The sequence below is a fragment of the Aminobacter sp. LjRoot7 genome, assembly GCF_964252895.1.
In the GTDB taxonomy this organism is placed as follows: domain Bacteria; phylum Pseudomonadota; class Alphaproteobacteria; order Rhizobiales; family Rhizobiaceae; genus Aminobacter; species Aminobacter aminovorans_B.
In genome coordinates, this window is sequence record NZ_CAXUPX020000002.1 from 495,112 (window position 1) to 517,004 (window position 21,893).

Sequence of the window (21,893 nt, forward strand, 5' to 3'; positions counted from 1 at the left end):
TTTCGATGACCGGGCCGGGCCCGGAAAGGAGCCATGATGTTTTTTGCAAAGACGCTTGCCAAGGCGCTGACTTGTGCCGTGGCCGCCAGCCTGCTTGCCAGTCTTCCGGCCCAAGCCGGCAGCCCAAGCTTCTCCCCCTCGTCGGGTGCGCAGGTGCATCTCGTCGGTGGCAGCTATTGGGACGACGATGACGACATCGACTGCGACTGGCCGCGCGACCGCTACGAGCGGCGGCAGTGCGAGCGCTGGGGCGACAGGCAGGATCGTCACGATCGCCGCAAGCGCGACAAGGACACCGAAGCCGCCATCGGCATCGGCATCCTCGGCCTCGCCGTCGGCGCGATCGTCGCCGGATCGGTGGCCGAGCAGAATTCCAGGGATCGCCAGCGCGACCAGTGGAGCGGCCCGTGCCACAGGCGCTACGGCTACGACCGCCGCAGCAACACCTTCATCGGCGAGGGCGGCCGTCGCTTTTACTGCCGGTAGGAGCCAGCCGACGGATCACTCCGCCGGCGCCAGCACCGCCGGCCGCGTGACGGGGCGTTCCTTGATCGGCCAGTGCACGGCGGCGGCGAACAGGCCGAGGATCACACCGAGCCACCAGACAGGGTCGTAGGAGCCGAATTGGTCGTAGAGGTAGCCGCCGAGCCAGACGCCTAGGAACGAGCCGATCTGGTGCGAGAAGAAAACGATGCCGCCGAGCATGCCGAGATGGCGGGTGCCGAACATGATGGCGACTAGGCCATTTGTCGGCGGCACGGTCGATAGCCACAACAGACCCATGATGATGGCGAAGACGACGACGCTGGTCGGGGTCTGCGGCACCAGCAAGAACACCGTCACCAGCACCGAGCGGGCTATGTAGATCCAGGCGAGGAAATGCGGCTTGGAATATTTCTGGCCAATGACGCCAGAGGCGAGCGAGCCGATGACGTTGAAGAAGCCGATCAGCGCCAGCGCGATGACGGCGTAGCGCGCGTCGATGCCGATGTCCCTGATATAGGCCGGGAAGTGGGCGGTGATGAAGGCGACCTGGAAACCGCAGACGAAGAAGCCCGAGACGAGCAAAAGGTAGCTCTTGTGGGCGAAGGCCTCTGACAGAGCCTGACCGAGCGTCTGCTCGATCTCGGCCTGCGAGACCTTGCCCGAGCGCGAATTGCCGACGAGCGGGATTGCCAGCACCGGAATCACCAGCATGGCGATCGACATGTAGACCAGCGTGTCGGACCAGCCATAGGCGTCGATCAGGCCCTGGCTGATCGGCGCGAAGACGAACATGCCGGCGGAACCGGCGGCGGTGCCGATGCCGAACACGATCGAGCGGTTCTGCGGGTTGGTGTTGCGGGCGAACGCTGCGAGCACGATGCTGAACGAACCGGCGGCGACGCCAAGTCCGACGAGCACGCCGCCACCGAGATGCAGCATGCCGGCGCTGTCGGCATGGGCCATCAGATAGAGGCCGAGCGAATAGAGCACCGCACCCAGCGTCAGTACGCGCCAGCTGCCGAAACGGTCGGCGATGGCGCCGAAGATCGGCTGGCCGAGGCCCCAGCACAGGTTCTGGATCGCCATGGCGAGGCCGAAGGTCGTGCGGTCCCAGCCTTTTTCAGCGAGCATCGGCAACTGGAAGAAGCCCATCGCCGAGCGCGGGCCGAAGGTCAGCGCTGCGATCAGGCAGCCACAAATGATGATGAGCCAGGGTATTTTCGACCCCGACCTGGTGTTCACCGCCGCTGCCGTCATCGTCAAATCTCCCGTGAGTGGAATGTTTTTACCCGATCCGGAGCGATGTTCAAAATCAATTGAACTAGGGAAATGGTTCAAGATTTCTGATGTGTCGGGAATAGAACGCAGCTGCCAATCGTTAGTTGTGCGCTTGGGTGACTGGGGTGGCGAAAGCCGTGGCCAGGCGCTTGCGCGGCGCCGGCAAGGCGCGTTCAATCGGCGTGGAAGAGGACGGCTTGCGATCCGCGGTCATGGACGAAAAGAAGGCAGCGATACTTCAGGAAATCCCCCGGCTGCGCCGCTATGCGCGGGCGCTGCTGCGCGACCGCGATTCCGCCGACGATCTCGTCCAGGACAGTCTTGAGCGCGCGCTTTTGCGCATGGACAACTGGCGAACCGGAGAAAGCCCCAGGAGGTGGCTGTTTACGATCATGCACCATCTATTCATCGACCAGATGCGCAAGGTGAGCCGCCGCGGCGAGGCATCGATCCTGCCGCTCGAGGCAAGTGAGGCGATGGCAACCCCTGCGATCCAGGCCGAAAGCGTCGCTTCGCGCGAGATCGTCGACGCGCTGCAGCAGATCAGCCCCGACCGGCGCGCGGCCCTGGTGATGGTCGCGATCGAAGGGTTTTCCTATGCCGAGGCCGCAACGATGCTCGGCGTGCCGGCCGGCACGCTGATGTCGCGCATCGCGCGTGGCCGCGAGGAACTGCGCGGGCTGCTTGACGACCAGGCACGCCGGCGGGCGATAAGGATCGTCGAGAAATGAGCGCGCGCAGCTTCACCGACCGTGACATCCACCTGGCCCTCGACGGCGAGCTGCCCGAGGACGAGCGCGCCGCCTACCAGATGTGGCTGGAAGCCAATCCCGACATGAAGGCCAGGAGCCTGCGTTTCGCCGCCGACAACGCCGCCTTGCGCAACCTGTTTGCCGGTGTGCTCGAGGAGCCGGTGCCGGCGCGGCTCGAGGCCGTGGTCAGTGGCGATGGGCCGAGGCGCAAGCAGGTTACCCCGTGGTGGCGCATGGCCGCTGCTGCGGCATTGCTGATCGCAGGCGGGCTTGGCGGATATCTTGCCGGCATGAACGGCCTTGGCATGGGCGGCGATTCCGATGACCGTATGGCCCAACTGGCGATTGCCGCCCACCAGACCTTCGCCGCCGACAAGAACCGGCCGGTCGAGGTCGACGGCAGCGACCAGGCCTATCTGACCGGCTGGCTGTCCAAGCGCACCGGCCTCAAGCTGGTGGCGCCCGATCTCAGCAATGACGGCTTCACGCTGCTTGGCGGGCGCCTTGTGCCGGCGGACGGCAGCACGGCAGCGCTGATGCTTTATGCCGACGCTGACGGCAACCGCATCTCGGTCTATGTCGTGGCCGAAGGGACCGAGCGCTCCAAGGGCACCTTCGCGCTGGCGAGCGGGGGCCCCGAGGCCGTCTACTGGCAGGATGAAGGTTATGGCTGCGCCATCGTCGGCACGCTGCCGCCGGAGCAGATGGGGACGGTCGCCAGGAACGCCTACAAGCAGCTGATCGCGGGGGCAGGGCAGGCGCGGACGTAAGGGTGGCGCTGTTGGTCGTGCTTTCGGAGCGCGTGTTTCTCTCGAGCGTAATGGCTTGATCCTGATGGCTTGCGGCAGTTGTAAGGTCACGGCATGGATCCCCGGGTCTCCGCACGTCGCTTCGCTCGTGCTTCGCCCGAGGATGACGAAGGCTTAGACGTTGCCGGCTAATCTCCAACGCCTGCCTCGAAGGTTTCCGCCAACAGGAAACGTTGGAGATTGGCGGAGAACTCCCCTGCCTTCGTCATGCCCGGGCGGAGCACGAGCGAAGCGACGTGCGCAGACCCGGGGATCAATGCCGTGACAGTCGAGTGGCCACAGGCCATCAGGAGAAGCCGGGAGAGATGGCAACGGCTTCGCAGTGCCACCCACATGCGCAACACGGCGATCACCAGCCGCAGAGGTCGAGAAACATGGGCGTGCTGGCACCACGGTTTTCACCATCTCACCCATGAGATTCATATGCCCGACCGGCCGCCTCCCATGTCACAATAAGGCCCGAATCGAGGCGTGACTGCGCAGGGCAAACGCAGGGCGCGCCAGCGCTTCGCAGGACATTCCTTCAGGGCTCCTCCCGCCCAGACGAGGTTCTCAGGACCAGATGGCTGCCGACATTCGTACGGCCCGCGCTGAAGATGTCGATGCGCTTGTCGCCATCGAGAATGCCGTCTTTCCGGGCGACAGGATTTCGCGCCGCTCCTTCCGCCAGCTGATCGATCACGAAACCGCCGAAGCACTGGTTGCCGAGATCGGCGGCCGCCTTGCCGGCTACGCCATGGTGCTGTTTCGCAAAGGCAGCGGCGTCGCCCGGCTCTATTCTTTTGCCATTGCGCCCGACTTCGGCGGCAAGGGCATCGGCCGCCTGCTGCTCGATGCCGCCGAGGACGTCGCCTACGAGCATGGCCGCATGCTTTTGAGGCTCGAGGTGCGCGCGGACAATGCCCGTGCCATCAGCCTCTACGAAAAGAACGGCTATCGCAGGATCGGCCACGAGCCCGATTATTACGAAGACGGTATGGCAGCCCTTCGTTACGAAAAGACGCTGCGCGGTGACGTGCCGGTGGCAACCAAGGTGCCGTTCTACGCTCAGACCTGCGATTTCACTTGCGGGCCGTGCTGTCTGATGATGGCGATGGCCAATTTCGACCGCAAGTTCGTACCGGACCCGGTGATGGAGGTCAGGCTGTGGCGCGAGGCAACGACCATCTTCATGATGTCTGGGCCGGGCGGCTGCGAGCCGTTCGGGCTGGCGGTGGCGGGGCATGAGGCCGGGCTTGGCGCCGAGATCTTCGTCTCGGCCGAGGGCGCCTTGTTCCTGCAGTCCGTCCGCAGCGCTGAAAAGCGCCGGGTGATGGAGCTGGCCCAGGCCGATTTTCGCGCCCGCGCCGAAAAATACGCGATACCCGTGACCTATCGCCCCTTCGCGCTCGACGACATCAGGGCCAAGCTCGCCGAAGGCAAGCTGGTGCTGGTGCTGGTCTCGGGCTTCCTGATGTTCGGCAAGAAGGTGCCGCACTGGGTGCTGGCCATCGGCGACGATGGCGGCCACATCCTGATCCACGATCCGTGGATCGAGGACGAGCAGCGCGAGACGGCGTCGGACGCCGCCAACATTCCTGTTCCCTACGACATATTCATGCGCATGGCGCAGTTCGGCCGCGATGGCCTGCGCGCCGCAATCACTCTCGGAAAGCCTTCGAAACGATGACCTGGGTCATTCTCACCGGCCGGCAAAGCGATCTCGACCAGACGGCGACGCCGCACAAGATCATCACCAACCGCGACTATCTCGCCCACCCCGCGCTGTTTCGCGGCCAGCGGCCGAAGATCATCAACCTGTCGAACCGCTATGCCTATCAGAGCCGGGGCTATTACGCCTCGCTGCTGGCCGGCTCGCGCGGCCACAAGGTGATCCCGACGGTCGAGACGATGATCGATCTGTCGGAACGCAAGCTTTACGAAAACGCGCTGCCGGAGCTGGAGCTGGCGCTGAACAAGTGCCGCAAGGACCTCGGCGGGTCGTTTCCGGCCAAGGTGACGATCTTTTTCGGCGTCGGCCCGTCCAAGGCCTGGGACCGCTTTACCCGGCTGTTGTTCGACTGGTTCCGCGCGCCGGCGCTGGAGGTGGCGATCAAGGACGGCGAATGGGCCTCGATCCACAAGATCGGCTTTGCGGCGCTTGGAAGGCTCGACGATGCCGACAAGAAGCGCTTCGTTGCGGCACTCGAGGCCTATACCAGCCGCGAATGGCGCGACACCAAGGCGCGCACGCCCTCGCGTTTCACCTTCGCCACGCTGATCGACCCCAACGAGCAGCTGCCGCCGTCGGAGATTTCGTCGCTGCGCTACTGGGCCCGTATCGCCGAGAAGATGGGCGTCGAGGTCGAGCCGATCACCAAAAAGGACCTGGCCAAGCTCGCCAACTACGACGCGTTGTTGATCCGCGAGACGACGTCGATCTCCAATCACACCTACCGCTTCGCTCGCCGCGCGCAGCAGGAAGGCATGCCTGTCATCGACGACCCGCTGTCGATGATCCGCTGCACCAACAAGGTCTATCTCAACGAGCTGATGGCCTACAACAACGTGCCGGTGCCACCGACGGTGATGATCGCCGGGCCATCGGATCTGCAGGTCGCTGCCGACACGCTCGGCTTTCCGCTGGTGCTGAAGATCCCCGACAGCTCGTTCTCGCGCGGCGTCAAGAAGGCGTCGAATTTCGACGAGCTGAAGGCGCTGGCGACGGCCTGGCTCGAGGATTCGGACCTGCTGATCGCGCAGAAATTCATGCCGACGCAATATGACTGGCGTGTCGGCGTGCTCGGCGGCCAGCCGCTGTTTGCCATCCACTATCTGATGGCCAAGAAGCACTGGCAGATCGTCAATCACGACCGCGCCGGCAAGCCCGACGAGGGCGGCATCAAGACGTTCACGCTCAAGCATGCGCCGGCGCATGTCATCGACACCGCCGTGCGCGCCGCGCGCTGCATTGGCGACGGGCTTTATGGCGTCGACCTCAAGGAGACCAGGGAAGGCGTCTTCGTCATCGAGGTCAACGACAATCCCAACCTCGACCATGGCGTCGAGGATTCCGGCGAGAAGGACGAGGTCTGGGTGCGCCTGACCCAATGGTTCCTCGACCGGCTGGAGCGCAACGGCAAGTAGCTTCCAAAAAACATTATACCGAGCGGTTGACTATTCGGATTTGCGGCCATAAATTATACCTTATGGTTGAACATTCCGAACATCTTGACGCGGTCTTCCACGCGCTTTCCGATCCGACCCGCCGGGCGATGCTTCAGGGGCTGGCCAAGGGGCCGCGCAAGGTCGGCGACCTCGCGGCACCCTTCGACATGACGCTGGCCGCCGCCTCCAAACACATCAAGGTGCTGGAGAAGGCAGGGTTAGTGCGCCGCAGCGTGCAGGGGCGCACCCATGTCTGCAGCCTGGACGCGCTGCCGATGCATGCGGGTGTCGAGTGGATGCGGCACTACGAGAAATTCTGGAACCAGCAGCTCGACGTCCTCGAAGCCCTGCTCGTGGCCGAGGACCAGGCTGCGGCGAAGAAGCCTACCGAAATCAGCACTGAAACGAAGAAGAAAGGGAAAAAGTCATGAATATCCATACTTCTTACGGCGTCGTCACCGAGCCCGGAACTGTGCGCATCGAGCGCCTGCTGCCGGGCCCGATCGAGCGCATCTGGAGCTATCTCACCGACTCCGAAAAGCGCAGCACCTGGCTCGCCGGTGGCCCGATGGAGCTGAGGGCAGGCGGCAAGGTCGAGAACCGCTTCCGCAACTCCGAACTGACCCGCAACGACGATCCGCCGCCCGCCCATCTCGCCGCCTTTGCCGAGCATCGCGTGCCAGGCGAGATCATCGCCTGCGAGCCGCCGCATCTCTTGGCCTATAGCTGGGGTGGTGCTGCGGAAGCGGGCGAAAGCTCCGAGGTGCGCTTCGAGCTCGAGCCGCGCAACGACAAGGTGTTGCTGACGGTCACCCATCGCCGGCTCACCGACCACGGTGCGATGCTCAATGTCGCCGCCGGCTGGCACACCCATCTCGGCATCTTGTCCGACAGGCTCGAAGGCCGCGAGCCCGACGGCTTCTGGCGCACCCACACAAGGCTGGTGGGCGAATATGCAGAGCGCATCGGCAGTGCGGGTGGAGCGTGACATGTCGCTCGTAAACCGCGTTGCGGTTGTCTATGGCGGCGGCGGCGCGATTGGCGGCGCCGCGGCCAAGGCCTTCGCCCGCGACGGCGCGCGTGTGTTCCTTGCCGGGCGCACGCGGGCGAAGATGGAGGCGGTGGCCAGCGACATCCGAGCGCTGGGCGGCGACGCCGACATCGCCGTCATCGATGCGCTGGACGAGGACGCGGTCGAACGCCACGCCGACATGGTGGCGGAAAAGGCCGGCGGCATCGACATCGCGCTGAACGCGACTGGTATCGCCCATGTGCAGGGCACGCCGCTGGCGGAACTTTCGCTTGCCGATTTCGAGCTGCCGGTCGCAGCCTACACCAGAACCAACTTCCTGACCGCCAAGACGGTGGCGCGGCATATGAAGGGCAAGGGCGTGATCCTGACCTTGTCGACGCCGGGGGCGCGGCTGTCGGGCACAGGCTTTTTGGGCAACGGCGTGGCAAGTGCCGCGGTGGAGGCGTTTTCGCGCATCCTTGCCGGCGAGCTCGGGGTGCAGGGCATCAGGGTGATCTGCCTCCGGCCCGATGCCATTCCGGAATCAATGCCGGTTTCGCATGTGCGCTCGGCCTTCGAAGGTTTTGCTCACCGCGCCGGCATGTCGGTCGACGACATGCTGGCCGCCCGTGCCGCCAGCGGGCCGTTGCTCCGGCGCTTTCCGACGCTGGCCGAGATCGGCGATTTCGCCGCCTTCGCCGCGTCCGACCGTGCCGGCGCGATGACCGGGGCGATTGCCAATCTGAGCTGCGGCACGCTGGTCGACTGAGCGCTGCCTTGCCAATTCCCGTGTCCCCTGATCTTCTCCGAGGAGAGCGGGGGCACGGACAAAAAAATGCTTTTCTTTGTCATCGAGGATTTTCGCGGGCGCGACCCGAAGGCGATCTACCGCCGCTTCCGCGACAAGGGGCGGCTGGCACCCGAGGGTTTCATCGTTCACCACAGCTGGATCGCCGCCGACATGAGCCGCTGCTTCATGCTGGTGGAGGCCGAAAACGTGACGCTGCTGCAGCGCTGGGTCGTCGAATGGGCCGACCTCGTCGGCTTCGAGATAGTGCCGGTGGCATCGAGCAAGGACACCGCCGCGGGGCTCGCGCCCCATCTCTGAGCCGCGTGTGCTCGCGCGCCGTATCAATCGAGACTTGCAAATGCCGCTTGCAAATGACTGGGCGGCTTGTTTTCCTGCCGATGCATTGGAGGCGTGCATGCGGCGGATTCTCTTGTCGATGGTTGGAGCACTCGTCGTTGCGTCGCCGGGTGATGCCTCGGCGGCCGAGCGCCGCTGCGGCTGGTACGCCAGCCCGACGCCGGGCAATCTCTGGCTCATCGACAAGGATGCGACCTGGACGATCACCTCGCAGGGCGAGGCTGACGGGCCCGACGCAGCTGGTGCCGACAAGGCGCCTGACTTCAATCCCAGGCAGTTCGTCGAGACCAATGTGCCGGGGGCCGGCTATGGTTATGGCTGCGCCTGCATGACCGTCGAGACCGATGCCGGAAACCAACGCATCAAGAGGGTCTTTGCCGGTGACATCCTGCCGCTCAGCAAGTGCCGGGCCGACCCATCCTTGCCGCCGCCGCCGGATTGAGTGTCGGCGGATTGTGGGAATGCCTGGCGAAGGCCGGCATGGGTGCGGGCAATCACGCTCTGAAATCTTCGACGATCTTGGGAAGGAAAGCGCATGGCATTGAGCGGGGCAAGCAACAACTACCAGCGCGAACGGCGGCCGGGCGAGAGCGCCAGGGTCGAGTTCGTCGAGCTGTTCTTCGACCTCGTCTTCGTCTTTGCCGTGACGCAGCTGTCGCATTTCCTGCTCAAGCACCTGTCGATGGCAGGCGCGCTCGAGGGACTGCTGATGCTCGTCGCCGTCTGGTGGGTGTGGAACTACACCGCCTGGGTGACCAACTGGCTCGACCCGCGCAAGGCGCCGGTGCGCGGTATGCTGTTTGCCCTGATGTTGGCCGGCCTGATGCTGTCGACCTCGATCCCCGAGGCGTTCGAGGGGCGTGGCCTGCAGTTCGCGCTCGCTTATGTCGTCATGCAGGTCGGGCGCACGCTGTTCGTGATCTGGGCGCTCAAGAACCACAACCGCGACAACTACCTCAACTTCGTCCGCATCGGCCTGTGGCTGGCGCTCTCAGGCGTGTTCTGGATCGCGGGCGGCTTGGCTGAGCCCGAAAACCGCTTCGCCCTGTGGGCGGTGGCACTGCTGATCGAACTGGTGTCGCCGGCGCTCGGCTTCTGGACGCCCTGGCATGGCGCCTCGTCGACGACGGGCTGGGACGTCGAGGGCGGCCACATGGCCGAGCGCTCGGCGCTGTTCATCATCATCGCGCTCGGCGAATCGATCCTTGTCTCGGGTGTGACCTTTGCCGAGCTCGAACTGAACTGGGTCAATTTGGCGGCATTCCTGACCACCTTCTTCGCCTCGGTGGCGATGTGGCTGGTCTATTTCAACGTCGGGCAGGAACTCGCCCACCACAAGATCGCATCGGCCGCCGACACTGGGCAGATCGCCCGTGTCGCCTACACCTACATCCCGGTCATACTGGTCGCCGGCATCATCGTCGTGGCGGTTTCGGACGAGCTTGTGCTCGCCCATCCGCTCGGCCATGCCGAGCCGGCGCTGATCTGGACGGCAATCGGCGGCTCGGCGCTCTATCTCGCCGGCAATTTGCTGTTCAAATTCTACGTCGTCGGCCGCGCGCCGCTGTCGCACGTCATCGGCATCGCCGTGCTTGGAGCCATGGTGCCCTTTGCCAGCCACATGTCGCCGCTGGCGATCGGGGCGGCGACCACCACCGTGATGGTGCTGGTGGCAGTGCTCGAACTCAGGGGGCAGCCGGCCAGGCATCACGTCGACAATCACGCGGACTAGAAGCATGGATCGAGGCTAGCCGCGCAAACCCTGGGCGATGAGCAGCACGCCGCCGGCGACCACCACCGCGTCGAGGATTGCGATATGAGCCCGGTTGGAGAGGCCGGATGCGAGCCGCTTGGCAACGAAGGCGCCGGGTGTGGCGCACAGGCCGATGACCAGGGCCATCACCACCGACGACAGCGGCAGGAAGCCGGTCGTCTGGAAGACCAAGGCCTTGGCGAGGCCCAGTGTCATCGAAATACCGGCGTCGGTGGCAATCACGGCCCTGCCGCCAAGGCCCGCGGCTAACAGAATGGTGATCAGAACGACACCGGCCCCCGATGTGCCGCCGGCAAGCAGGCCGTAGCCCAGCCCGGCGGCACGGAGACCCGTACCCCGGAGATGACCGCGGGCGCGCAACAACAAATGCCTGACCGGCACCAGTATGATCAGCATCGACCCGATGAGCAGGGTGATGCCTGGACCTGAAAGCAGCGTATAGCCGTAGGCGCCGGCAAGGCAGGCAGGCAAGGCCAAAGCGCCGACGATGACGGCCGTGCGGCGATCAAACTCCGTGTGGAAGGCGGCCAGTCGGCTGCCGTTTGTCATCAGGGCCGAGACGCTGATGATCGGCACCACCGCCTCGGGCCCGACAATCGGCAGCAGGACCGGCGGCAGCAGAAGGCCCGTTCCGTAGCCGGTAACGCCGCCAAGAATGGCAGCGCAGAACGACACCGCCGCGACCAGCAGATATTGCCACAGCGCTACGTCACCAAAGGTCACGACTCAGCCCCGCCCGGTATGAATTGCCCAGCCGTTCTCAAACAGTTGCGGCCTGCCGGCAAGGCCGCGCTTGACGAACTGGTGCCGTCGGAACCCGATCCCTGGCTTCTGGATCGGAACGATGCCTCGTGTACTATCCCCCCGAGGTTTCGCTCCGGGACGTTACGACATGATCCTCATCGGCCAGTATGACAGCCCCTTCGTCCGCCGCGTCGGCATTGCGCTGAGGCTCTACGGCATCCCGTTCACGCATGAGACGTGGTCGGCCTTCGGCGACGCCGACAAGATCCGCGCCTACAACCCGCTGACCCGGGTGCCGACACTGGTGCTCGACAATGGCGAGGTGCTGATCGACAGCCACATGATGCTCGACTATCTCGACAGCCTGGCGCCTTCAGGCGAGGCGATGTTCCCGAAGTCCGAGCCGGCTCGGCACCAGGCGCTGAAGATCGCGACGCTGGCCACCGGCGTTGGCGAAAAGGCGGTCAGCCTGTTCTACGAGAAGCGGCTGCATACGCATGTCTCTGAGGTTTGGGTCGAACGCTGCCGGACGCAGATCGCCTCGGTGCTTGCGGTGCTCGAGGCCGACCGGGCCCAGCGCGGCGGAACCTACTGGTTCGGCGATCGCATCGGCCATGCCGACATTGCCGTGGTTGCCGTGCTGCGCTTCATCAATGACGCGCATCAGGGCCTGCTCGACATGGCCGAATTCCCCGCGCTTGCCGCCGACGCGGCACGGCTGGAGGCGATGGCGGTGTTCAAGGAGATCAGCCAGGAGTTCATCCCGCCGGCGTGAGGGTTTCCGGTGGATGACCTGGCCCGAAAGCCGGCATCCAGTCTCCGGGATCAGTTTTGGCCGGCGCGCAGCTTCTCGATCGCCGCAAAGCGCTTGAGGAAGGCATCCTGGACGCGCTTTGCCGGCTGCGGTGCAAGGTCTAGCCCGTCGGCGGTGATACCGCGCGGACGGCCGAAGAACTCGGTCGCCTCGGCAATTGAAAAGCCGGCGAGCAATGTCGCCTCGAAATAGGCCGATATCTGGTCGGCGCGCTTGATGTCCTTTTTCAGGCCCTGGCCGATCTCGGCCGGCAGGCCGACGCGCAGGTGGATGGCGTGCTGCAGCCGCTCCTCGCAGGATTTGTAGCCGCCGCCGACGACCGACTTGAACGGAGAGATCATGTCGCCGATGACATATTCCGGCGCGTCATGCAGCAGGGCGGCGAGCAGCGCCTCCGGTGCGGCATCAGGCACGATCCTGCGGAAGATCTGCTCGACCAGAAGCGAGTGCTGCGCCACCGAGAATGCGTGGTCGCCCGACGTCTGGCCGTTCCAGCGCGCGACACGTGCGAGACCATGGGCGATGTCTGAGATCTCGACGTCGAGCGGCGAGGGGTCGAGCAGGTCGAGGCGGCGGCCCGACAGCATGCGCTGCCAGGCGCGGGGCGGGGCGCCGGGACGGTCGGCCATCAGGCGTCTTCCGCACTGGCGGCTTCGGGATAGGTGAAGCTGGCCCAGGCAGGAATGGCGAGCGCCACGGTGACGTCATCGGCGGTGATGGCGCTGCCGGCATCGAGTGCTGCCTTGACCCTGTCGATACGGGCGATGGCGAGACCGTTCGAGCCGTCGACGGAGCCGAGCGTGCCCAGAACCTTGCCGTCGGCCCTGAGTTCGGTGCCAGGCGCCGGCAGACCGGATGTGGCCGAGACCAGCAGCACGCGGCGGCGGGCGGTGCCGCGATGTTGCATGCGCGACACGACCTCCTGGCCGATGAAGCAGCCTTTCTTGAAACCGATCCCACCCATCTGGTCGAGCAGCACGTCGTGTGGAAAGGCATCGGAGAGCGCGTAGTCGGGGCCGCTTTCGGCGACGCCATTGTCGATGCGGAACGAGTGCCAGTCGGCCTCGGAGGCGCTGGTTGCGGGGTGCGTGCCGTAATGGCGGAAGACGGGTTGTTGGAAACGGCTGTCGCGGACAGTTGAATCAGAGTGCGAAGCAGCTGAATCATCTTGCCACGTAACGGCAACAACAGACTGATCCTGCTTGGAAATCTCTGCCTTGGCACGTAGCCGGTAGAGCATCAGGCGGCGGACGAAATCGTCCGCTATGTCGGCCCGGCATTCCAGCCTGAGCGCATTGTCCCCGCTGCGCGAGACCAGGAAATCGAACATGATCTTGCCTTGCGGGGCGAGCAGCGCGCCGGGTTTGGCCTCATCCTTGCCGAGTGCATCCAGATCAAGCGTCAGGATGTTCTGCAGAAAATGCTCGGCATCTGGGCCGGAAACATCGATGATGGCGCGGTCTGCGAGGATGGCTGTCGGCATGGACCTGATCTTGCATTTCGGAGAGCCATTACGTAAGCCGCAGGCAATTCCCAGACAAGGGCACGCGCGACATGGCTACCACCTTCGATCTCATCCTCAAGGGCGGCACGGTCGTCAATCATGACGGCAGCGGCGACCGCGACGTCGGCGTCACCAATGGCAGGATCGCCGCCATCGGTGATCTCGGCAGCGCTTCGGCCGGCGAGACCATCGATTGTCGTGGCCTGCACATCCTGCCCGGCGTCGTCGACAGCCAGGTGCATTTCCGCGAGCCGGGGCTGGAACACAAGGAAGACCTGGAGAGTGGCTCGCGCGCGGCCGTGCTGGGCGGCGTCACCGCTGTTTTCGAGATGCCCAACACCAATCCGCTAACGACGAGCGAAGCGACGCTTGCCGACAAGGTCAGCCGGGCGACCGCGCGCATGCATTGCGACTTCGCCTTCTGGGTCGGCGGTACGCGCGAAAACGCCAAGGACGTTGCCGAACTGGAGCGCCTGCCGGGAGCTGCCGGCATCAAGGTGTTCATGGGCTCGTCGACCGGCGACCTTCTGGTCGAGGACGACGAGGGTGTCGCCTCGATTCTGCGCAACACCCGCCGCCGCGCTGCCTTCCACTCGGAAGACGAGTTCCGCCTGCGCGAGCGCCAGAACCTGCGTGTCGACAACGACCCGTCCTCGCACCCGATCTGGCGCGACGAGATCGCAGCGCTTCAGTGCACCGAGCGGCTGGTGCGCATCGCTCGCGAAACCCGCGCCCGCATCCACGTGCTGCACATCTCGAGCGCGGAGGAAATCACCTTCCTCGAACAGCACAAGGATGTCGCCACCTGCGAGGCAACGCCGCATCATTTGACCATGAGCTCGGACGATTACGCTCGTCTCGGCACGCTGTTGCAGATGAACCCGCCGGTGCGCGCAGCACGCCACCGCGACGGCATCTGGCACGGTATCAGCCAAGGCGTCGTCGACGTGCTCGGCTCCGACCATGCGCCGCACACGCTGGCTGAGAAGGCAAAACCGTATCCGTCGTCGCCCTCCGGCATGACCGGCGTGCAGACGCTGGTGCCGATCATGCTCGACCACGTCAATTCAGGCCGGCTTTCGCTGGAGCGCTTCGTCGATCTGTCGAGCCACGGCCCCAACCGCATCTTCGGCATGGCGCGCAAGGGCCGCATCGCCGCTGGTTATGACGCCGACTTCACCGTCGTCGACATGAAGCGCAAGGAAACCATCACCAACGCCCAGGCCGGCTCCAAGGCCGGCTGGACGCCCTATGACGGCAAGCAGGTCACCGGCTGGCCGGTCGGCACCATCGTCCGCGGCATCCGCGTCATGTGGGAAGCCGAGATCACCACGCCGTCGCAGGGCAGGGCGGTGGAGTTTTCGGAAGCAGTGGTGAGGTAGGCTTTCTTCTCCCCGTTCACGGGGAGAAGATGCCGGCAGGCAGATGAGGGGCGGAGCTAGCCTCACAGACGAATGCGCTGCCCCTCATCCGGCCCTTCGGGCCACCTTCTCCCCGTAAACGGGGCGAAGGAAGAGGCAGCTTTAGTGCTCAATCCCCCGCGACGAAAAACGCCCAGCGGCCTTCGGGGGTGATGCCCAGGCGGTAGAAGACGTAGGCGCCGTATTGCTTCATGTCTTCGTAGTCGCCGGCGGTGACGATCTTGAACAGCTCGACCTTCTGGCGCGGATCGAGCTTGTCGAGCGGGATGCCGAAGAAATAGGGCCAGACATAGAGGTCTTCGTCGGTGCCTTCGCCGAGATGGACGTAACCGGCGTTCAGCACCTCTTCCATGATGGCGAGGATTTCCTGGCCTTCGCCGTCGCCGGACAGGCCCTTGATGAAGGCGATCGGATCGCCCTCGATGTCGCCGAACGACAATTGCGGCATCGCTTCGCCCTGGCCGACCAGCGGCCGCAGCTTTTCGATGTCGCCGGTCTTGGCTGCTTCGACCAGCAATGTGCGCATGCGGGCCACCGGCTCGGGCAGGCGGCTGAGGTCGTAGACGATTTCGGGAAGCGGGCCTTCCGGATCGAGATTGGGCGCAGCGGGACCGGTGGCACCACCCGGTTCGGTGGGCGTGGCGTCCGGTTCGGCCGGTTGCTCGTCGCCCGGTTCTTCGGTGTCCGCAGGTGTTTCGGTGCCGGAAGGTGCGGTGGTCGCCGGCGTCTGGATCGGGTCGGGCATCGGCACCGATTTTTCAGGTGTAGCGCTCTGGTCGGTGGCGGGCTTCGGCGGCGTGACGGGGGCCGGGATTTCTTCGCGCTTGATTTCGGACAGCGCAAACGCCGTCGAGGCGTAAAGCGGCAGGACGAGCGAGGCGGCAAGGCCGAGACCGGCAAGTCGCAATGCGCCGCGGGGCGCAGTTTCAGTCTTTGGCCGCATCAGATCCCTGGCTCCGGTATTCCCGAGCGTTTGCCCCCTCTCGGGCCGACGCTGCAACGCTTTCAATCGCATGACCCCGCCCGGAATCATGTTCCGACAATGCGTGGTTACGCCGCTAATGTGCCAGCATGATGCCGAAACCGTGTCGGCTAGTCAAAGAAGTGGGGTAGCGCTCAATGCCGCAGGCGCACCGGCTCGAAGTCGCCGGCTTCCACCCTGGCGCGCATGCGGTCGAGCATCGCCAGCGCCGCGCGTTCGCCATTGGCGGCGACGATCTCGGCAAAAGCGGTGGCAAGGGCTGCTTCGGCGATGATCTCGGGCTCGATGCCGGCGGACAGGCCTTCGGCCCACGCCTCATTGTGGCTCTCGACAGCGGTCAGGCGCTTTTCTTCCCGAACCAGGGCGTCGATGTCGCTTACGCTTTGTTCCATTGCGGTCTTTCACCCTGCCCACTGATCCGATGATTCGGATCAACTTGAGCTATCCCTTTAATGTCCCGTTAAGACACCTAGCACAATCGCCCGTTCGTGTACGGCAGGCAATGCCGGGAAAGTAAATAGCCTGTTAATTACCGAAGCGGGAGGCGATATCCCGGCTCAGTGCCTCGCCTTCCTTCATGTAGCGGCTGATCGCTTCGGTCGCCGAAGGCGTGCAGGCAGTGTAGGTGCCGTCGAAGGAGCGATAGCCCCGGTTGAAGGACGCGATGAATCGGGCGCGGCGCTCGGGCGAGGGGTTTTCCGCCTGCAGTAGCTTTTCCATCTCGCCGCGCCATTGGGTGCCCTTTTCGCCGCACAGATTGCGCAGGAAATGCAGCGAGCCGAGCACTTCGGCGAGGCGCATCAGGCCCGGCTCGAATGGCGCTTCGACGGCGCGCACCGGTACCGCGAACGCGGTCGTCGCGGCAAGCGTCAGGGCCATGATGTAGGTCGAAGCGCGCATCATAAGCTTTTGTGGCGAAACAATTTGTCCCCTGCAAGGCCGTTCTGGCGCTATCCCAAGGCTAAGCAGGCAGCACAACCTCACCGCCGAGCAGTTCGAGCACGATTTCGAGCGTCGAATCGGTGAGTGGCAGGCGTTCGATCTCAGCGAGGTCGAAATAGGCGGCCTCGTCGGCATCGTCGGCGGCAACCGGCTCGCCCTCGAGGTGGCGGGCACCGAAGACGGTGAGCAGGTAGACCGAGCCGCTGTCGTTGCGGCTGTCGATGAGCAGTTCGCGTAGCTGCACCAGCGCGCCAACGGCAATGCCCGTTTCCTCCATCAATTCGCGGCGGGCGGCATCCTCCAGCGCCTCGCCTGCTTCGACGCGTCCGCCGGGGAAGGCGTAGAGCCCCTTCGACGGCGCGCGGCCACGGCGCACCAGCATGACCGAGCGGCCGCGCAGGACAGCGACTGAGACGGCAGGGATGATGGTCGCGTCGATCATGCGTTTTGCCTCGGGGGATGCGTTCCATTGTGGAACAGCCGATCCTATCCGCTTTAGCGGTTGCGGCGGGCGCGATCCATCGCCACTTTCAGGCGATGAACCGGAACCTGACCTGATGTGCGGACGCGTAGCGGTGTTGGCGTCGCCCGACGAGACCTCCGCCTTTCTCGGGCTGGACGATCTCGAGAGCTTTCCGCCGCGCTACAATGTGGCGCCGACCCAACCGATTCTGGTGGTGATGGCGGGGCCGCAGCGCCCACCGGGCTCGAATCTGTCCGACCGCATGGCGCTTCTGGCGCGCTGGGGGCTGATCCCGGCCTGGGCCAAGAACCCCGCCGACATGCCGCTTTTGATCAACGCCCGCTCCGAAACGGCGATCGAAAAGGCTTCGTTCAAGACGGCAATGCGTCACCGTCGGGCGCTGATCCCGGTTTCGGGTTTCTACGAATGGAAGAAGCTGCCTGGCAATCGCCGCCAGCCCTATTGGTTGAAGCCGCGCAAGGGCGGGCTGGTGGCGCTGGCCGGGCTAATGGAGACGTGGAGTGAGCCGGGCGGCTCGGAAATGGACACGGCGGCGATCCTGACCACCAATGCCAGCGCCGACATCCTGCATATCCACGACCGCATGCCTGTGGTGATCCAGCCGGAGGATTTTGCCCGCTGGCTCGACTGCCGCACCCAGGAACCGCGCGATGTAGCTGATCTGATGCGGCCGGCGCAGCCCGATTTCTTCGAGCAGATCCCGGTGTCGGAACTGGTCAACAAGGTCGCCAATGTCGGGCCGGAGATCCAGGAGCGCGTCGAGCCGCTGCCTGAGGCAGCACCCGAACGGGCGGCGAAGCCGAAGGTGGAGAAGATCAAACCTGACGACGGCCAGATGAAGCTGTTCTGACCGGTACAGGGTTCTGCGCGTCAAAGGCGCTCTGCGACGCTCTGGCATCATGAAACCCTGCATCCTGCCTTTCGAAAATCCATTTTGATTTTCGAAGCTGTGCATTAGAAGAACGGCGTGTCCACGCCAATTCTCTCCGCCGCCATCTCCGGATTCCTGCTTGGTGCCTCGCTGATCATCGCGATCGGCGCGCAAAACGCGTTCATCCTGCGCCAGGGCCTGCTGCGCCAGCACGTCTTCATCCTGAGCCTTATCTGTGCGGCCTCGGATGCGTTGCTGATCGGCCTCGGCGTTGCTGGGCTCGGCACGCTGATTTCGCAGTCGCCACGCCTGATATCAGTGGTGACGGTCGGTGGCGCGCTGTTCCTGTTCGCCTACGCCGTCATTGCCTTCCGGCGCGCGATGAAGCCGGAAGTACTGCAAGCGGCAAAGAGCGGCGAAGCCAGGCTCTGGCCGGCGGTCGCGGCCTGTCTCGCCTTCACCTTCCTCAACCCGCATGTCTATCTCGACACGGTGGTGCTTTTGGGCAGCCTTTCGGCAGCCCATGAAGGACAGGCGCGCCTTGCCTATGGCATCGGCGCTGCTTCCGCTTCATTCGTCTGGTTTTTCGGGCTCGGCTATGGCGCCCGGCTACTTGAGCCGGTCTTTGCCCGGCCTGCCGCATGGCGCGTGCTCGATGTGCTGATCGGCCTAGTGATGGCGGCGATCGGCCTCAGCCTGTTAGGCAGCCTTGTTTAGCTTGGGGACTGTCTTTTCTTTCTTCGGCGCGCAGATCAGCGCGGCAAGAATTGCTGCGGGGCCGATGGCCCGGTAGTGCTTGGTCAGTTCGGCGTACTGGCTACGCGCTCGGTCCTGGTCGGATTGTTTTCGTTTCATCGGTCTCTTCCCTAAAGTCAGCTCTGTCGAGAGCGGCTGCATTTGCTTACGGATTCGGTCGAATTCGTGGCAGTGCGGCGCCTTTTATCCGGGCGATGTTTCATTACGGTGCCGGGATGTTTAACAAAGTGTTTCAGTACTGCTTCCGTTCCGGTCGGAGCGGTAAAGTTTCATGTCGATGCGTCTTGACGGCAACAGCTTGGTGAGGCGATAAAGCCCTTGATGAAAACGTCTTTCGCCATTTCCGGCATTTGCATTATTGGCTAGCGTTCGCGCTGGTCAGGACGTTTTCGCCTCATCTTCACACGAGACAGGTTGAACGCCCGGGCCAGCAGGCCAGGGGAGAGTTATGTCTGATCTCACGTTGAAGTCCGAGGCATTCAAGGGCTTGCGCCTTACCAACACGCTGACGCGCACGAAGGAGGACTTCGTGCCGATCGATCCGCAAAACGTGCGGATGTACGTCTGCGGCCCGACGGTCTACGACTTCGCCCATATCGGCAATGCGCGGCCGGCGATCGTCTTCGACGTGCTGTTCCGCCTGCTGCGCCATGTCTATGGCGAGGATCACGTGACCTACGTGCGCAACCTCACCGACCTCGACGACAAGATCAACGCGCGCGCATTGCGCGACTTCCCCGACCTGCCGCTCAACGAGGCGATCAGGCGCGTCACCGAAAAGACGGCCAACCAGTACCAGGCCGACGTCAAGGCGCTTGGCTGCCTCGAGCCGACCGTCGAGCCACGGGCGACCGAGTTCGTCCAGCCGCGCGCCGACGGCCGCGCCGACATGATCACCTTGATTCTAAGCCTGATCGAACGCGGCCATGCCTATGAGGCGCAAGGTGAAGTGCTGTTCGACACCGGTTCGATGGAAGACTACGGCCAGCTGTCGAAGCGCAATCTCGACGAGCAGCAGGCCGGCGCGCGCGTCGAGGTCGAGGCGCACAAGAAGAACCCCGGCGACTTCGTCTTGTGGAAGTCTTCGTCGCCGGAGGAGCCGGGCTGGGACAGCCCCTGGGGCCGCGGCCGTCCGGGCTGGCACATCGAGTGCTCGGCAATGGCCTCGGCCTATCTCGGCGAGGTCTTCGACATCCATGGCGGCGGGCTCGACCTGATCTTCCCGCACCACGAGAACGAGATCGCCCAGTCGCGCTGCGCCCATGGCACCGAGGTGATGGCCAACTATTGGATGCACAACGGCTTCCTGCAGGTCGAGGGCCAGAAGATGTCCAAGAGCCTGGGCAATTTCTATTCGATCCACGAACTGCTCGCGACCGAGAATTTCGGCGGCCGCAAATGGCCGGGCGAGGTGCTGCGGCTGGCGATGCTGATGACGCATTATCGCGAGCCGATCGACTTCTCGCTGCGCAAGTTGGAAGAGGCCGAGAACACGCTGCGCAAGTGGAAGCGCGCGGCCGACAGCGCCGGCGAGGCCGAAGCTGAAGTGCCCGCGGCACTGATCGCGGCTCTCGGCGACGACCTCGCCACGTCGAGCGTCTTCCAGGGCCTGTCGCAGCTGGCCGGAGAAGCGGGCGGCAACGTCGCGGCCGCGGCAGAACTCAAGGCCGCGCTGCTGTTCCTCGGCTTCGGGCTCGAGGCGGCCGAGGTCGACGAGGCGGCGGTCGCGGTTACCATCGCCCGCCGGCTGGAGCTGATCAACGCCAAAAACTGGGCCGAAGCTGATCGTATCCGCGACGAGCTTTTGGCACAGGGCGTGCAGCTGAAGGACGGCAAGGACCCGGTGAGCGGTGAGCGCGTGACGACGTGGGAAGTGAAGCGGTGATGATGCTGCTGCACGGCGTGGATAGGGCGGGGCCGGGTGTCCCCCTCCGTCCTGCCGGGCATCTCTCCCTCAAGGGGGAAGATCAAGTTGCGTATTCGGTGGATGGGTTTGCGGGACAGCGCCCCCCTCTGTCCTGCCGGACATCTCCCCCACAAGGGGGGAGATCAGCTGTCACGCCGACTTTCGCCAATCGCCAACGTTGCAGAAGTGGCAGTGTGAGCGCCGCTGCCAATCTCCCCCCTTGTGGGGGAGATGTCCGGCAGGACAGAGGGGGGCAACGTAGGACGCTAGCTTCGCCAGGAGGGCATTGCTGATGCCACACACGCCGGTCGTGCCCGCCAACCGCAAGAATGCCAAGTCGATGCGTCGGAAGATGACCGATGCCGAGTTGAAGTTGTGGAATGAGCTGCGCGCACACCGGTTGATGGGGCTCGGATTTCGTCGCCAGTATCCTGTTGCAGGCTACATCGTCGATTTCGCTTGTCCGGCACACAAGCTGATCGTTGAGCTGGACGGCTCGCAGCATGCCGATGCGGCCAACGTCGAGGCCGATGCGGTGCGCACGCTCCGCCTAGAACAAGACGGCTGGACCATTCTCCGCTTCTGGAACGACGACGTTGTTCGCGATATGGATAACGTCTGCCAGAACATTGTGATCTCGGCCGGGACGGCCGTCCGCATGAAGGAGGAGTTCGTGCAATGATCGACCATACTGGAATTTCGGTCGCCGATTTCGACACCGCGCAGGCGTTTTACGACAAGGCTTTCGCGCCGCTGGGTGCGTCGCTTCTGATGATGGTGCCGGGCGAATATACCGGTGGCGTCAAGGTTGGCGGCTATGGCCGCGAGCGGCCGGTGTTCTGGCTGCACGAAGCGGCAGCCGGGCCGGGGCGGCATTATGCGTTCACGGCGCGCAGCCGGGCCGAGGTCGACGCGTTCTATGCGGCGGCGATTTCCGCTGGCGGCAAGGACAATGGCGGGCCGGGGCCACGGCCGCATTATCACCCCGACTATTATGCGGCCTTTGTCTTTGATCCCGACGGCAACAACATCGAGGCGGTGTGCCATGCGCCAGCTTGAGGGTT

Annotated in this window: 27 protein-coding genes; 18 read left to right on the forward strand and 9 right to left on the reverse strand. The window is 64.4% G+C overall.

Going from position 1 to position 21,893, the window contains the following annotated elements; genetic code table 11:
• Positions 1 to 33: 33 nt before the first annotated feature.
• The gene (locus ACSQ3E_RS08070; protein ID WP_436122277.1) at positions 34 to 486 is read left to right on the forward strand and encodes a hypothetical protein; all 453 of its coding nucleotides are present in this window, start codon (positions 34 to 36) and stop codon (positions 484 to 486) included.
• 15 nt (positions 487 to 501) lie between these two features.
• On the opposite strand, the gene ACSQ3E_RS08075 is transcribed toward ACSQ3E_RS08070, so the two are convergent.
• Positions 502 to 1,743, reverse strand: a complete 1,242-nt coding sequence (locus ACSQ3E_RS08075) for an MFS transporter (RefSeq protein ID WP_436122278.1) — start codon at positions 1,741 to 1,743, stop codon at positions 502 to 504.
• A gap of 233 nt (positions 1,744 to 1,976) precedes the next feature.
• On the opposite strand from ACSQ3E_RS08075, the gene ACSQ3E_RS08080 reads away from it, so the two are divergent.
• The 10 genes from ACSQ3E_RS08080 to ACSQ3E_RS08125 all read left to right on the forward strand — a co-directional run bounded on the left by ACSQ3E_RS08080 (position 1,977) and on the right by ACSQ3E_RS08125 (position 10,363).
• On the forward strand, positions 1,977 to 2,495 hold the full coding sequence (locus ACSQ3E_RS08080) for a sigma-70 family RNA polymerase sigma factor (RefSeq protein ID WP_436122496.1): 519 nt from the start codon (positions 1,977 to 1,979) through the stop codon (positions 2,493 to 2,495).
• Positions 2,492 to 3,286 (forward strand): anti-sigma factor family protein, encoded by a 795-nt coding sequence (locus tag ACSQ3E_RS08085; RefSeq protein ID WP_436122279.1) that lies wholly within the window; start codon positions 2,492 to 2,494, stop codon positions 3,284 to 3,286. Before ACSQ3E_RS08080 ends, ACSQ3E_RS08085 begins: the two co-directional genes overlap by 4 nt.
• 601 nt (positions 3,287 to 3,887) lie before the next feature.
• Positions 3,888 to 4,994, forward strand: a complete 1,107-nt coding sequence (locus ACSQ3E_RS08090) for a peptidase C39 family protein (RefSeq protein ID WP_436122280.1) — start codon at positions 3,888 to 3,890, stop codon at positions 4,992 to 4,994.
• Positions 4,991 to 6,451, forward strand: coding sequence for a RimK family protein (locus ACSQ3E_RS08095; protein WP_436122281.1), 1,461 nt, complete (start codon positions 4,991 to 4,993; stop codon positions 6,449 to 6,451). Before ACSQ3E_RS08090 ends, ACSQ3E_RS08095 begins: the two co-directional genes overlap by 4 nt.
• Positions 6,452 to 6,513: 62 nt before the next feature.
• On the forward strand, positions 6,514 to 6,903 hold the full coding sequence (locus tag ACSQ3E_RS08100; RefSeq protein ID WP_436122282.1) for an ArsR/SmtB family transcription factor: 390 nt from the start codon (positions 6,514 to 6,516) through the stop codon (positions 6,901 to 6,903).
• Positions 6,900 to 7,460, forward strand: a complete 561-nt coding sequence (locus ACSQ3E_RS08105) for an SRPBCC family protein (RefSeq protein ID WP_436122283.1) — start codon at positions 6,900 to 6,902, stop codon at positions 7,458 to 7,460. The genes ACSQ3E_RS08100 and ACSQ3E_RS08105 overlap by 4 nt, the downstream gene beginning before the upstream one ends.
• 1 nt (position 7,461) lies before the next feature.
• The gene (locus ACSQ3E_RS08110) at positions 7,462 to 8,253 is read left to right on the forward strand and encodes an SDR family NAD(P)-dependent oxidoreductase (RefSeq protein WP_436122284.1); all 792 of its coding nucleotides are present in this window, start codon (positions 7,462 to 7,464) and stop codon (positions 8,251 to 8,253) included.
• 66 nt (positions 8,254 to 8,319) lie between these two features.
• Positions 8,320 to 8,592 (forward strand): DUF3303 domain-containing protein, encoded by a 273-nt coding sequence (locus ACSQ3E_RS08115; RefSeq protein ID WP_154385058.1) that lies wholly within the window; start codon positions 8,320 to 8,322, stop codon positions 8,590 to 8,592.
• A gap of 97 nt (positions 8,593 to 8,689) precedes the next feature.
• Entirely contained in the window at positions 8,690 to 9,073 is a 384-nt protein-coding gene (locus ACSQ3E_RS08120) for a DUF4087 domain-containing protein (RefSeq protein WP_436122285.1), read from the forward strand.
• A gap of 93 nt (positions 9,074 to 9,166) precedes the next feature.
• Entirely contained in the window at positions 9,167 to 10,363 is a 1,197-nt protein-coding gene (locus ACSQ3E_RS08125) for a low temperature requirement protein A (protein ID WP_436122286.1), read from the forward strand.
• A 15-nt stretch (positions 10,364 to 10,378) separates the two neighbouring features.
• On the opposite strand, the gene ACSQ3E_RS08130 is transcribed toward ACSQ3E_RS08125, so the two are convergent.
• A complete protein-coding gene (locus ACSQ3E_RS08130) occupies positions 10,379 to 11,128 on the reverse strand; it encodes a TSUP family transporter (RefSeq protein ID WP_436122287.1) in 750 nt (249 codons plus the stop codon).
• 169 nt (positions 11,129 to 11,297) lie between these two features.
• Between ACSQ3E_RS08130 and ACSQ3E_RS08135 the strand changes: the two genes are divergently transcribed.
• Positions 11,298 to 11,924 carry a glutathione S-transferase family protein gene (locus ACSQ3E_RS08135; protein WP_436122288.1) on the forward strand — a complete coding sequence of 209 codons (627 nt, stop codon included), beginning with the start codon at positions 11,298 to 11,300 and terminating at the stop codon, positions 11,922 to 11,924.
• A gap of 50 nt (positions 11,925 to 11,974) precedes the next feature.
• Here the strand turns inward: ACSQ3E_RS08135 and ACSQ3E_RS08140 are convergent, their stop codons facing one another.
• A complete protein-coding gene (locus ACSQ3E_RS08140; RefSeq protein WP_436122497.1) occupies positions 11,975 to 12,595 on the reverse strand; it encodes an HD domain-containing protein in 621 nt (206 codons plus the stop codon).
• Positions 12,592 to 13,446, reverse strand: a complete 855-nt coding sequence (ygfZ, locus tag ACSQ3E_RS08145; protein ID WP_436122289.1) for a CAF17-like 4Fe-4S cluster assembly/insertion protein YgfZ — start codon at positions 13,444 to 13,446, stop codon at positions 12,592 to 12,594. Before ygfZ ends, ACSQ3E_RS08140 begins: the two co-directional genes overlap by 4 nt.
• Before the next feature lie 71 nt (positions 13,447 to 13,517).
• On the opposite strand from ygfZ, the gene ACSQ3E_RS08150 reads away from it, so the two are divergent.
• Complete coding sequence (locus tag ACSQ3E_RS08150; RefSeq protein WP_436122290.1) at positions 13,518 to 14,849, forward strand: dihydroorotase; 1,332 nt, start codon at positions 13,518 to 13,520, stop codon at positions 14,847 to 14,849.
• 148 nt (positions 14,850 to 14,997) lie between these two features.
• Here the strand turns inward: ACSQ3E_RS08150 and ACSQ3E_RS08155 are convergent, their stop codons facing one another.
• From ACSQ3E_RS08155 to ACSQ3E_RS08170, 4 genes are all read right to left on the reverse strand, one after another.
• On the reverse strand, positions 14,998 to 15,831 hold the full coding sequence (locus tag ACSQ3E_RS08155; protein WP_436122291.1) for a hypothetical protein: 834 nt from the start codon (positions 15,829 to 15,831) through the stop codon (positions 14,998 to 15,000).
• 173 nt (positions 15,832 to 16,004) lie between these two features.
• Entirely contained in the window at positions 16,005 to 16,262 is a 258-nt protein-coding gene (locus tag ACSQ3E_RS08160) for a hypothetical protein (protein WP_214387082.1), read from the reverse strand.
• A 133-nt stretch (positions 16,263 to 16,395) separates the two neighbouring features.
• Complete coding sequence (locus tag ACSQ3E_RS08165) at positions 16,396 to 16,773, reverse strand: TIGR02301 family protein (protein WP_409014653.1); 378 nt, start codon at positions 16,771 to 16,773, stop codon at positions 16,396 to 16,398.
• Positions 16,774 to 16,831: 58 nt separating this feature from the next.
• Positions 16,832 to 17,254, reverse strand: a complete 423-nt coding sequence (locus tag ACSQ3E_RS08170) for an NUDIX hydrolase (RefSeq protein WP_310324589.1) — start codon at positions 17,252 to 17,254, stop codon at positions 16,832 to 16,834.
• Between the two features lie 115 nt (positions 17,255 to 17,369).
• Here ACSQ3E_RS08170 and ACSQ3E_RS08175 point away from each other — a divergent pair, with 115 nt between their 5' ends.
• Positions 17,370 to 18,146: an SOS response-associated peptidase gene (locus tag ACSQ3E_RS08175; protein WP_436122292.1), complete on the forward strand. Its 777-nt coding sequence runs from the start codon at positions 17,370 to 17,372 to the stop codon at positions 18,144 to 18,146.
• A gap of 129 nt (positions 18,147 to 18,275) precedes the next feature.
• Positions 18,276 to 18,884 (forward strand): LysE/ArgO family amino acid transporter, encoded by a 609-nt coding sequence (locus ACSQ3E_RS08180; RefSeq protein WP_436122498.1) that lies wholly within the window; start codon positions 18,276 to 18,278, stop codon positions 18,882 to 18,884.
• Here ACSQ3E_RS08180 and ACSQ3E_RS08185 read toward each other — a convergent pair.
• Positions 18,867 to 19,064: a transcriptional regulator gene (locus tag ACSQ3E_RS08185; RefSeq protein WP_436122293.1), complete on the reverse strand. Its 198-nt coding sequence runs from the start codon at positions 19,062 to 19,064 to the stop codon at positions 18,867 to 18,869. The genes ACSQ3E_RS08180 and ACSQ3E_RS08185 overlap by 18 nt on opposite strands.
• A 307-nt stretch (positions 19,065 to 19,371) precedes the next feature.
• Between ACSQ3E_RS08185 and cysS the strand changes: the two genes are divergently transcribed.
• The 3 genes from cysS to ACSQ3E_RS08200 all read left to right on the forward strand — a co-directional run bounded on the left by cysS (position 19,372) and on the right by ACSQ3E_RS08200 (position 21,888).
• Positions 19,372 to 20,808 carry a cysteine--tRNA ligase gene (cysS, locus tag ACSQ3E_RS08190; RefSeq protein WP_436122294.1) on the forward strand — a complete coding sequence of 479 codons (1,437 nt, stop codon included), beginning with the start codon at positions 19,372 to 19,374 and terminating at the stop codon, positions 20,806 to 20,808.
• Between the two features lie 313 nt (positions 20,809 to 21,121).
• A complete protein-coding gene (locus tag ACSQ3E_RS08195) occupies positions 21,122 to 21,511 on the forward strand; it encodes an endonuclease domain-containing protein (protein ID WP_436122295.1) in 390 nt (129 codons plus the stop codon).
• Positions 21,508 to 21,888, forward strand: a complete 381-nt coding sequence (locus ACSQ3E_RS08200; RefSeq protein WP_436122296.1) for a VOC family protein — start codon at positions 21,508 to 21,510, stop codon at positions 21,886 to 21,888. Before ACSQ3E_RS08195 ends, ACSQ3E_RS08200 begins: the two co-directional genes overlap by 4 nt.
• The last annotated feature ends 5 nt before the right edge of the window (positions 21,889 to 21,893 follow it).

Excerpts from the sequence above, each read along its gene's own strand:
- ACSQ3E_RS08185 (WP_436122293.1), bottom strand. The coding sequence starts at position 19,064 with ATGCAGCCGCTCTCGACAGAGCTGACTTTAGGGAAGAGACCGATGAAA.
- ACSQ3E_RS08120 (WP_436122285.1), top strand. The coding sequence starts at position 8,690 with ATGCGGCGGATTCTCTTGTCGATGGTTGGAGCACTCGTCGTTGCGTCG.
- ACSQ3E_RS08090 (WP_436122280.1), top strand. The coding sequence starts at position 3,888 with ATGGCTGCCGACATTCGTACGGCCCGCGCTGAAGATGTCGATGCGCTT.
- cysS (WP_436122294.1), top strand. The coding sequence starts at position 19,372 with ATGTCTGATCTCACGTTGAAGTCCGAGGCATTCAAGGGCTTGCGCCTT.
- ACSQ3E_RS08125 (WP_436122286.1), top strand. The coding sequence starts at position 9,167 with ATGGCATTGAGCGGGGCAAGCAACAACTACCAGCGCGAACGGCGGCCG.
- ACSQ3E_RS08170 (WP_310324589.1), bottom strand. The coding sequence starts at position 17,254 with ATGATCGACGCGACCATCATCCCTGCCGTCTCAGTCGCTGTCCTGCGC.
- ACSQ3E_RS08105 (WP_436122283.1), top strand. The coding sequence starts at position 6,900 with ATGAATATCCATACTTCTTACGGCGTCGTCACCGAGCCCGGAACTGTG.
- ACSQ3E_RS08110 (WP_436122284.1), top strand. The coding sequence starts at position 7,462 with ATGTCGCTCGTAAACCGCGTTGCGGTTGTCTATGGCGGCGGCGGCGCG.
- ACSQ3E_RS08080 (WP_436122496.1), top strand. The coding sequence starts at position 1,977 with ATGGACGAAAAGAAGGCAGCGATACTTCAGGAAATCCCCCGGCTGCGC.
- ACSQ3E_RS08200 (WP_436122296.1), top strand. The coding sequence starts at position 21,508 with ATGATCGACCATACTGGAATTTCGGTCGCCGATTTCGACACCGCGCAG.
- ACSQ3E_RS08135 (WP_436122288.1), top strand. The coding sequence starts at position 11,298 with ATGATCCTCATCGGCCAGTATGACAGCCCCTTCGTCCGCCGCGTCGGC.
- ACSQ3E_RS08195 (WP_436122295.1), top strand. The coding sequence starts at position 21,122 with ATGCCACACACGCCGGTCGTGCCCGCCAACCGCAAGAATGCCAAGTCG.
- ACSQ3E_RS08100 (WP_436122282.1), top strand. The coding sequence starts at position 6,514 with ATGGTTGAACATTCCGAACATCTTGACGCGGTCTTCCACGCGCTTTCC.
- ACSQ3E_RS08165 (WP_409014653.1), bottom strand. The coding sequence starts at position 16,773 with ATGATGCGCGCTTCGACCTACATCATGGCCCTGACGCTTGCCGCGACG.
- ACSQ3E_RS08155 (WP_436122291.1), bottom strand. The coding sequence starts at position 15,831 with ATGCGGCCAAAGACTGAAACTGCGCCCCGCGGCGCATTGCGACTTGCC.
- ACSQ3E_RS08160 (WP_214387082.1), bottom strand. The coding sequence starts at position 16,262 with ATGGAACAAAGCGTAAGCGACATCGACGCCCTGGTTCGGGAAGAAAAG.
- ACSQ3E_RS08115 (WP_154385058.1), top strand. The coding sequence starts at position 8,320 with ATGCTTTTCTTTGTCATCGAGGATTTTCGCGGGCGCGACCCGAAGGCG.
- ACSQ3E_RS08085 (WP_436122279.1), top strand. The coding sequence starts at position 2,492 with ATGAGCGCGCGCAGCTTCACCGACCGTGACATCCACCTGGCCCTCGAC.
- ACSQ3E_RS08070 (WP_436122277.1), top strand. The coding sequence starts at position 34 with ATGATGTTTTTTGCAAAGACGCTTGCCAAGGCGCTGACTTGTGCCGTG.
- ACSQ3E_RS08075 (WP_436122278.1), bottom strand. The coding sequence starts at position 1,743 with ATGACGGCAGCGGCGGTGAACACCAGGTCGGGGTCGAAAATACCCTGG.
- ACSQ3E_RS08175 (WP_436122292.1), top strand. The coding sequence starts at position 17,370 with ATGTGCGGACGCGTAGCGGTGTTGGCGTCGCCCGACGAGACCTCCGCC.
- ACSQ3E_RS08095 (WP_436122281.1), top strand. The coding sequence starts at position 4,991 with ATGACCTGGGTCATTCTCACCGGCCGGCAAAGCGATCTCGACCAGACG.
- ygfZ (WP_436122289.1), bottom strand. The coding sequence starts at position 13,446 with ATGCCGACAGCCATCCTCGCAGACCGCGCCATCATCGATGTTTCCGGC.
- ACSQ3E_RS08150 (WP_436122290.1), top strand. The coding sequence starts at position 13,518 with ATGGCTACCACCTTCGATCTCATCCTCAAGGGCGGCACGGTCGTCAAT.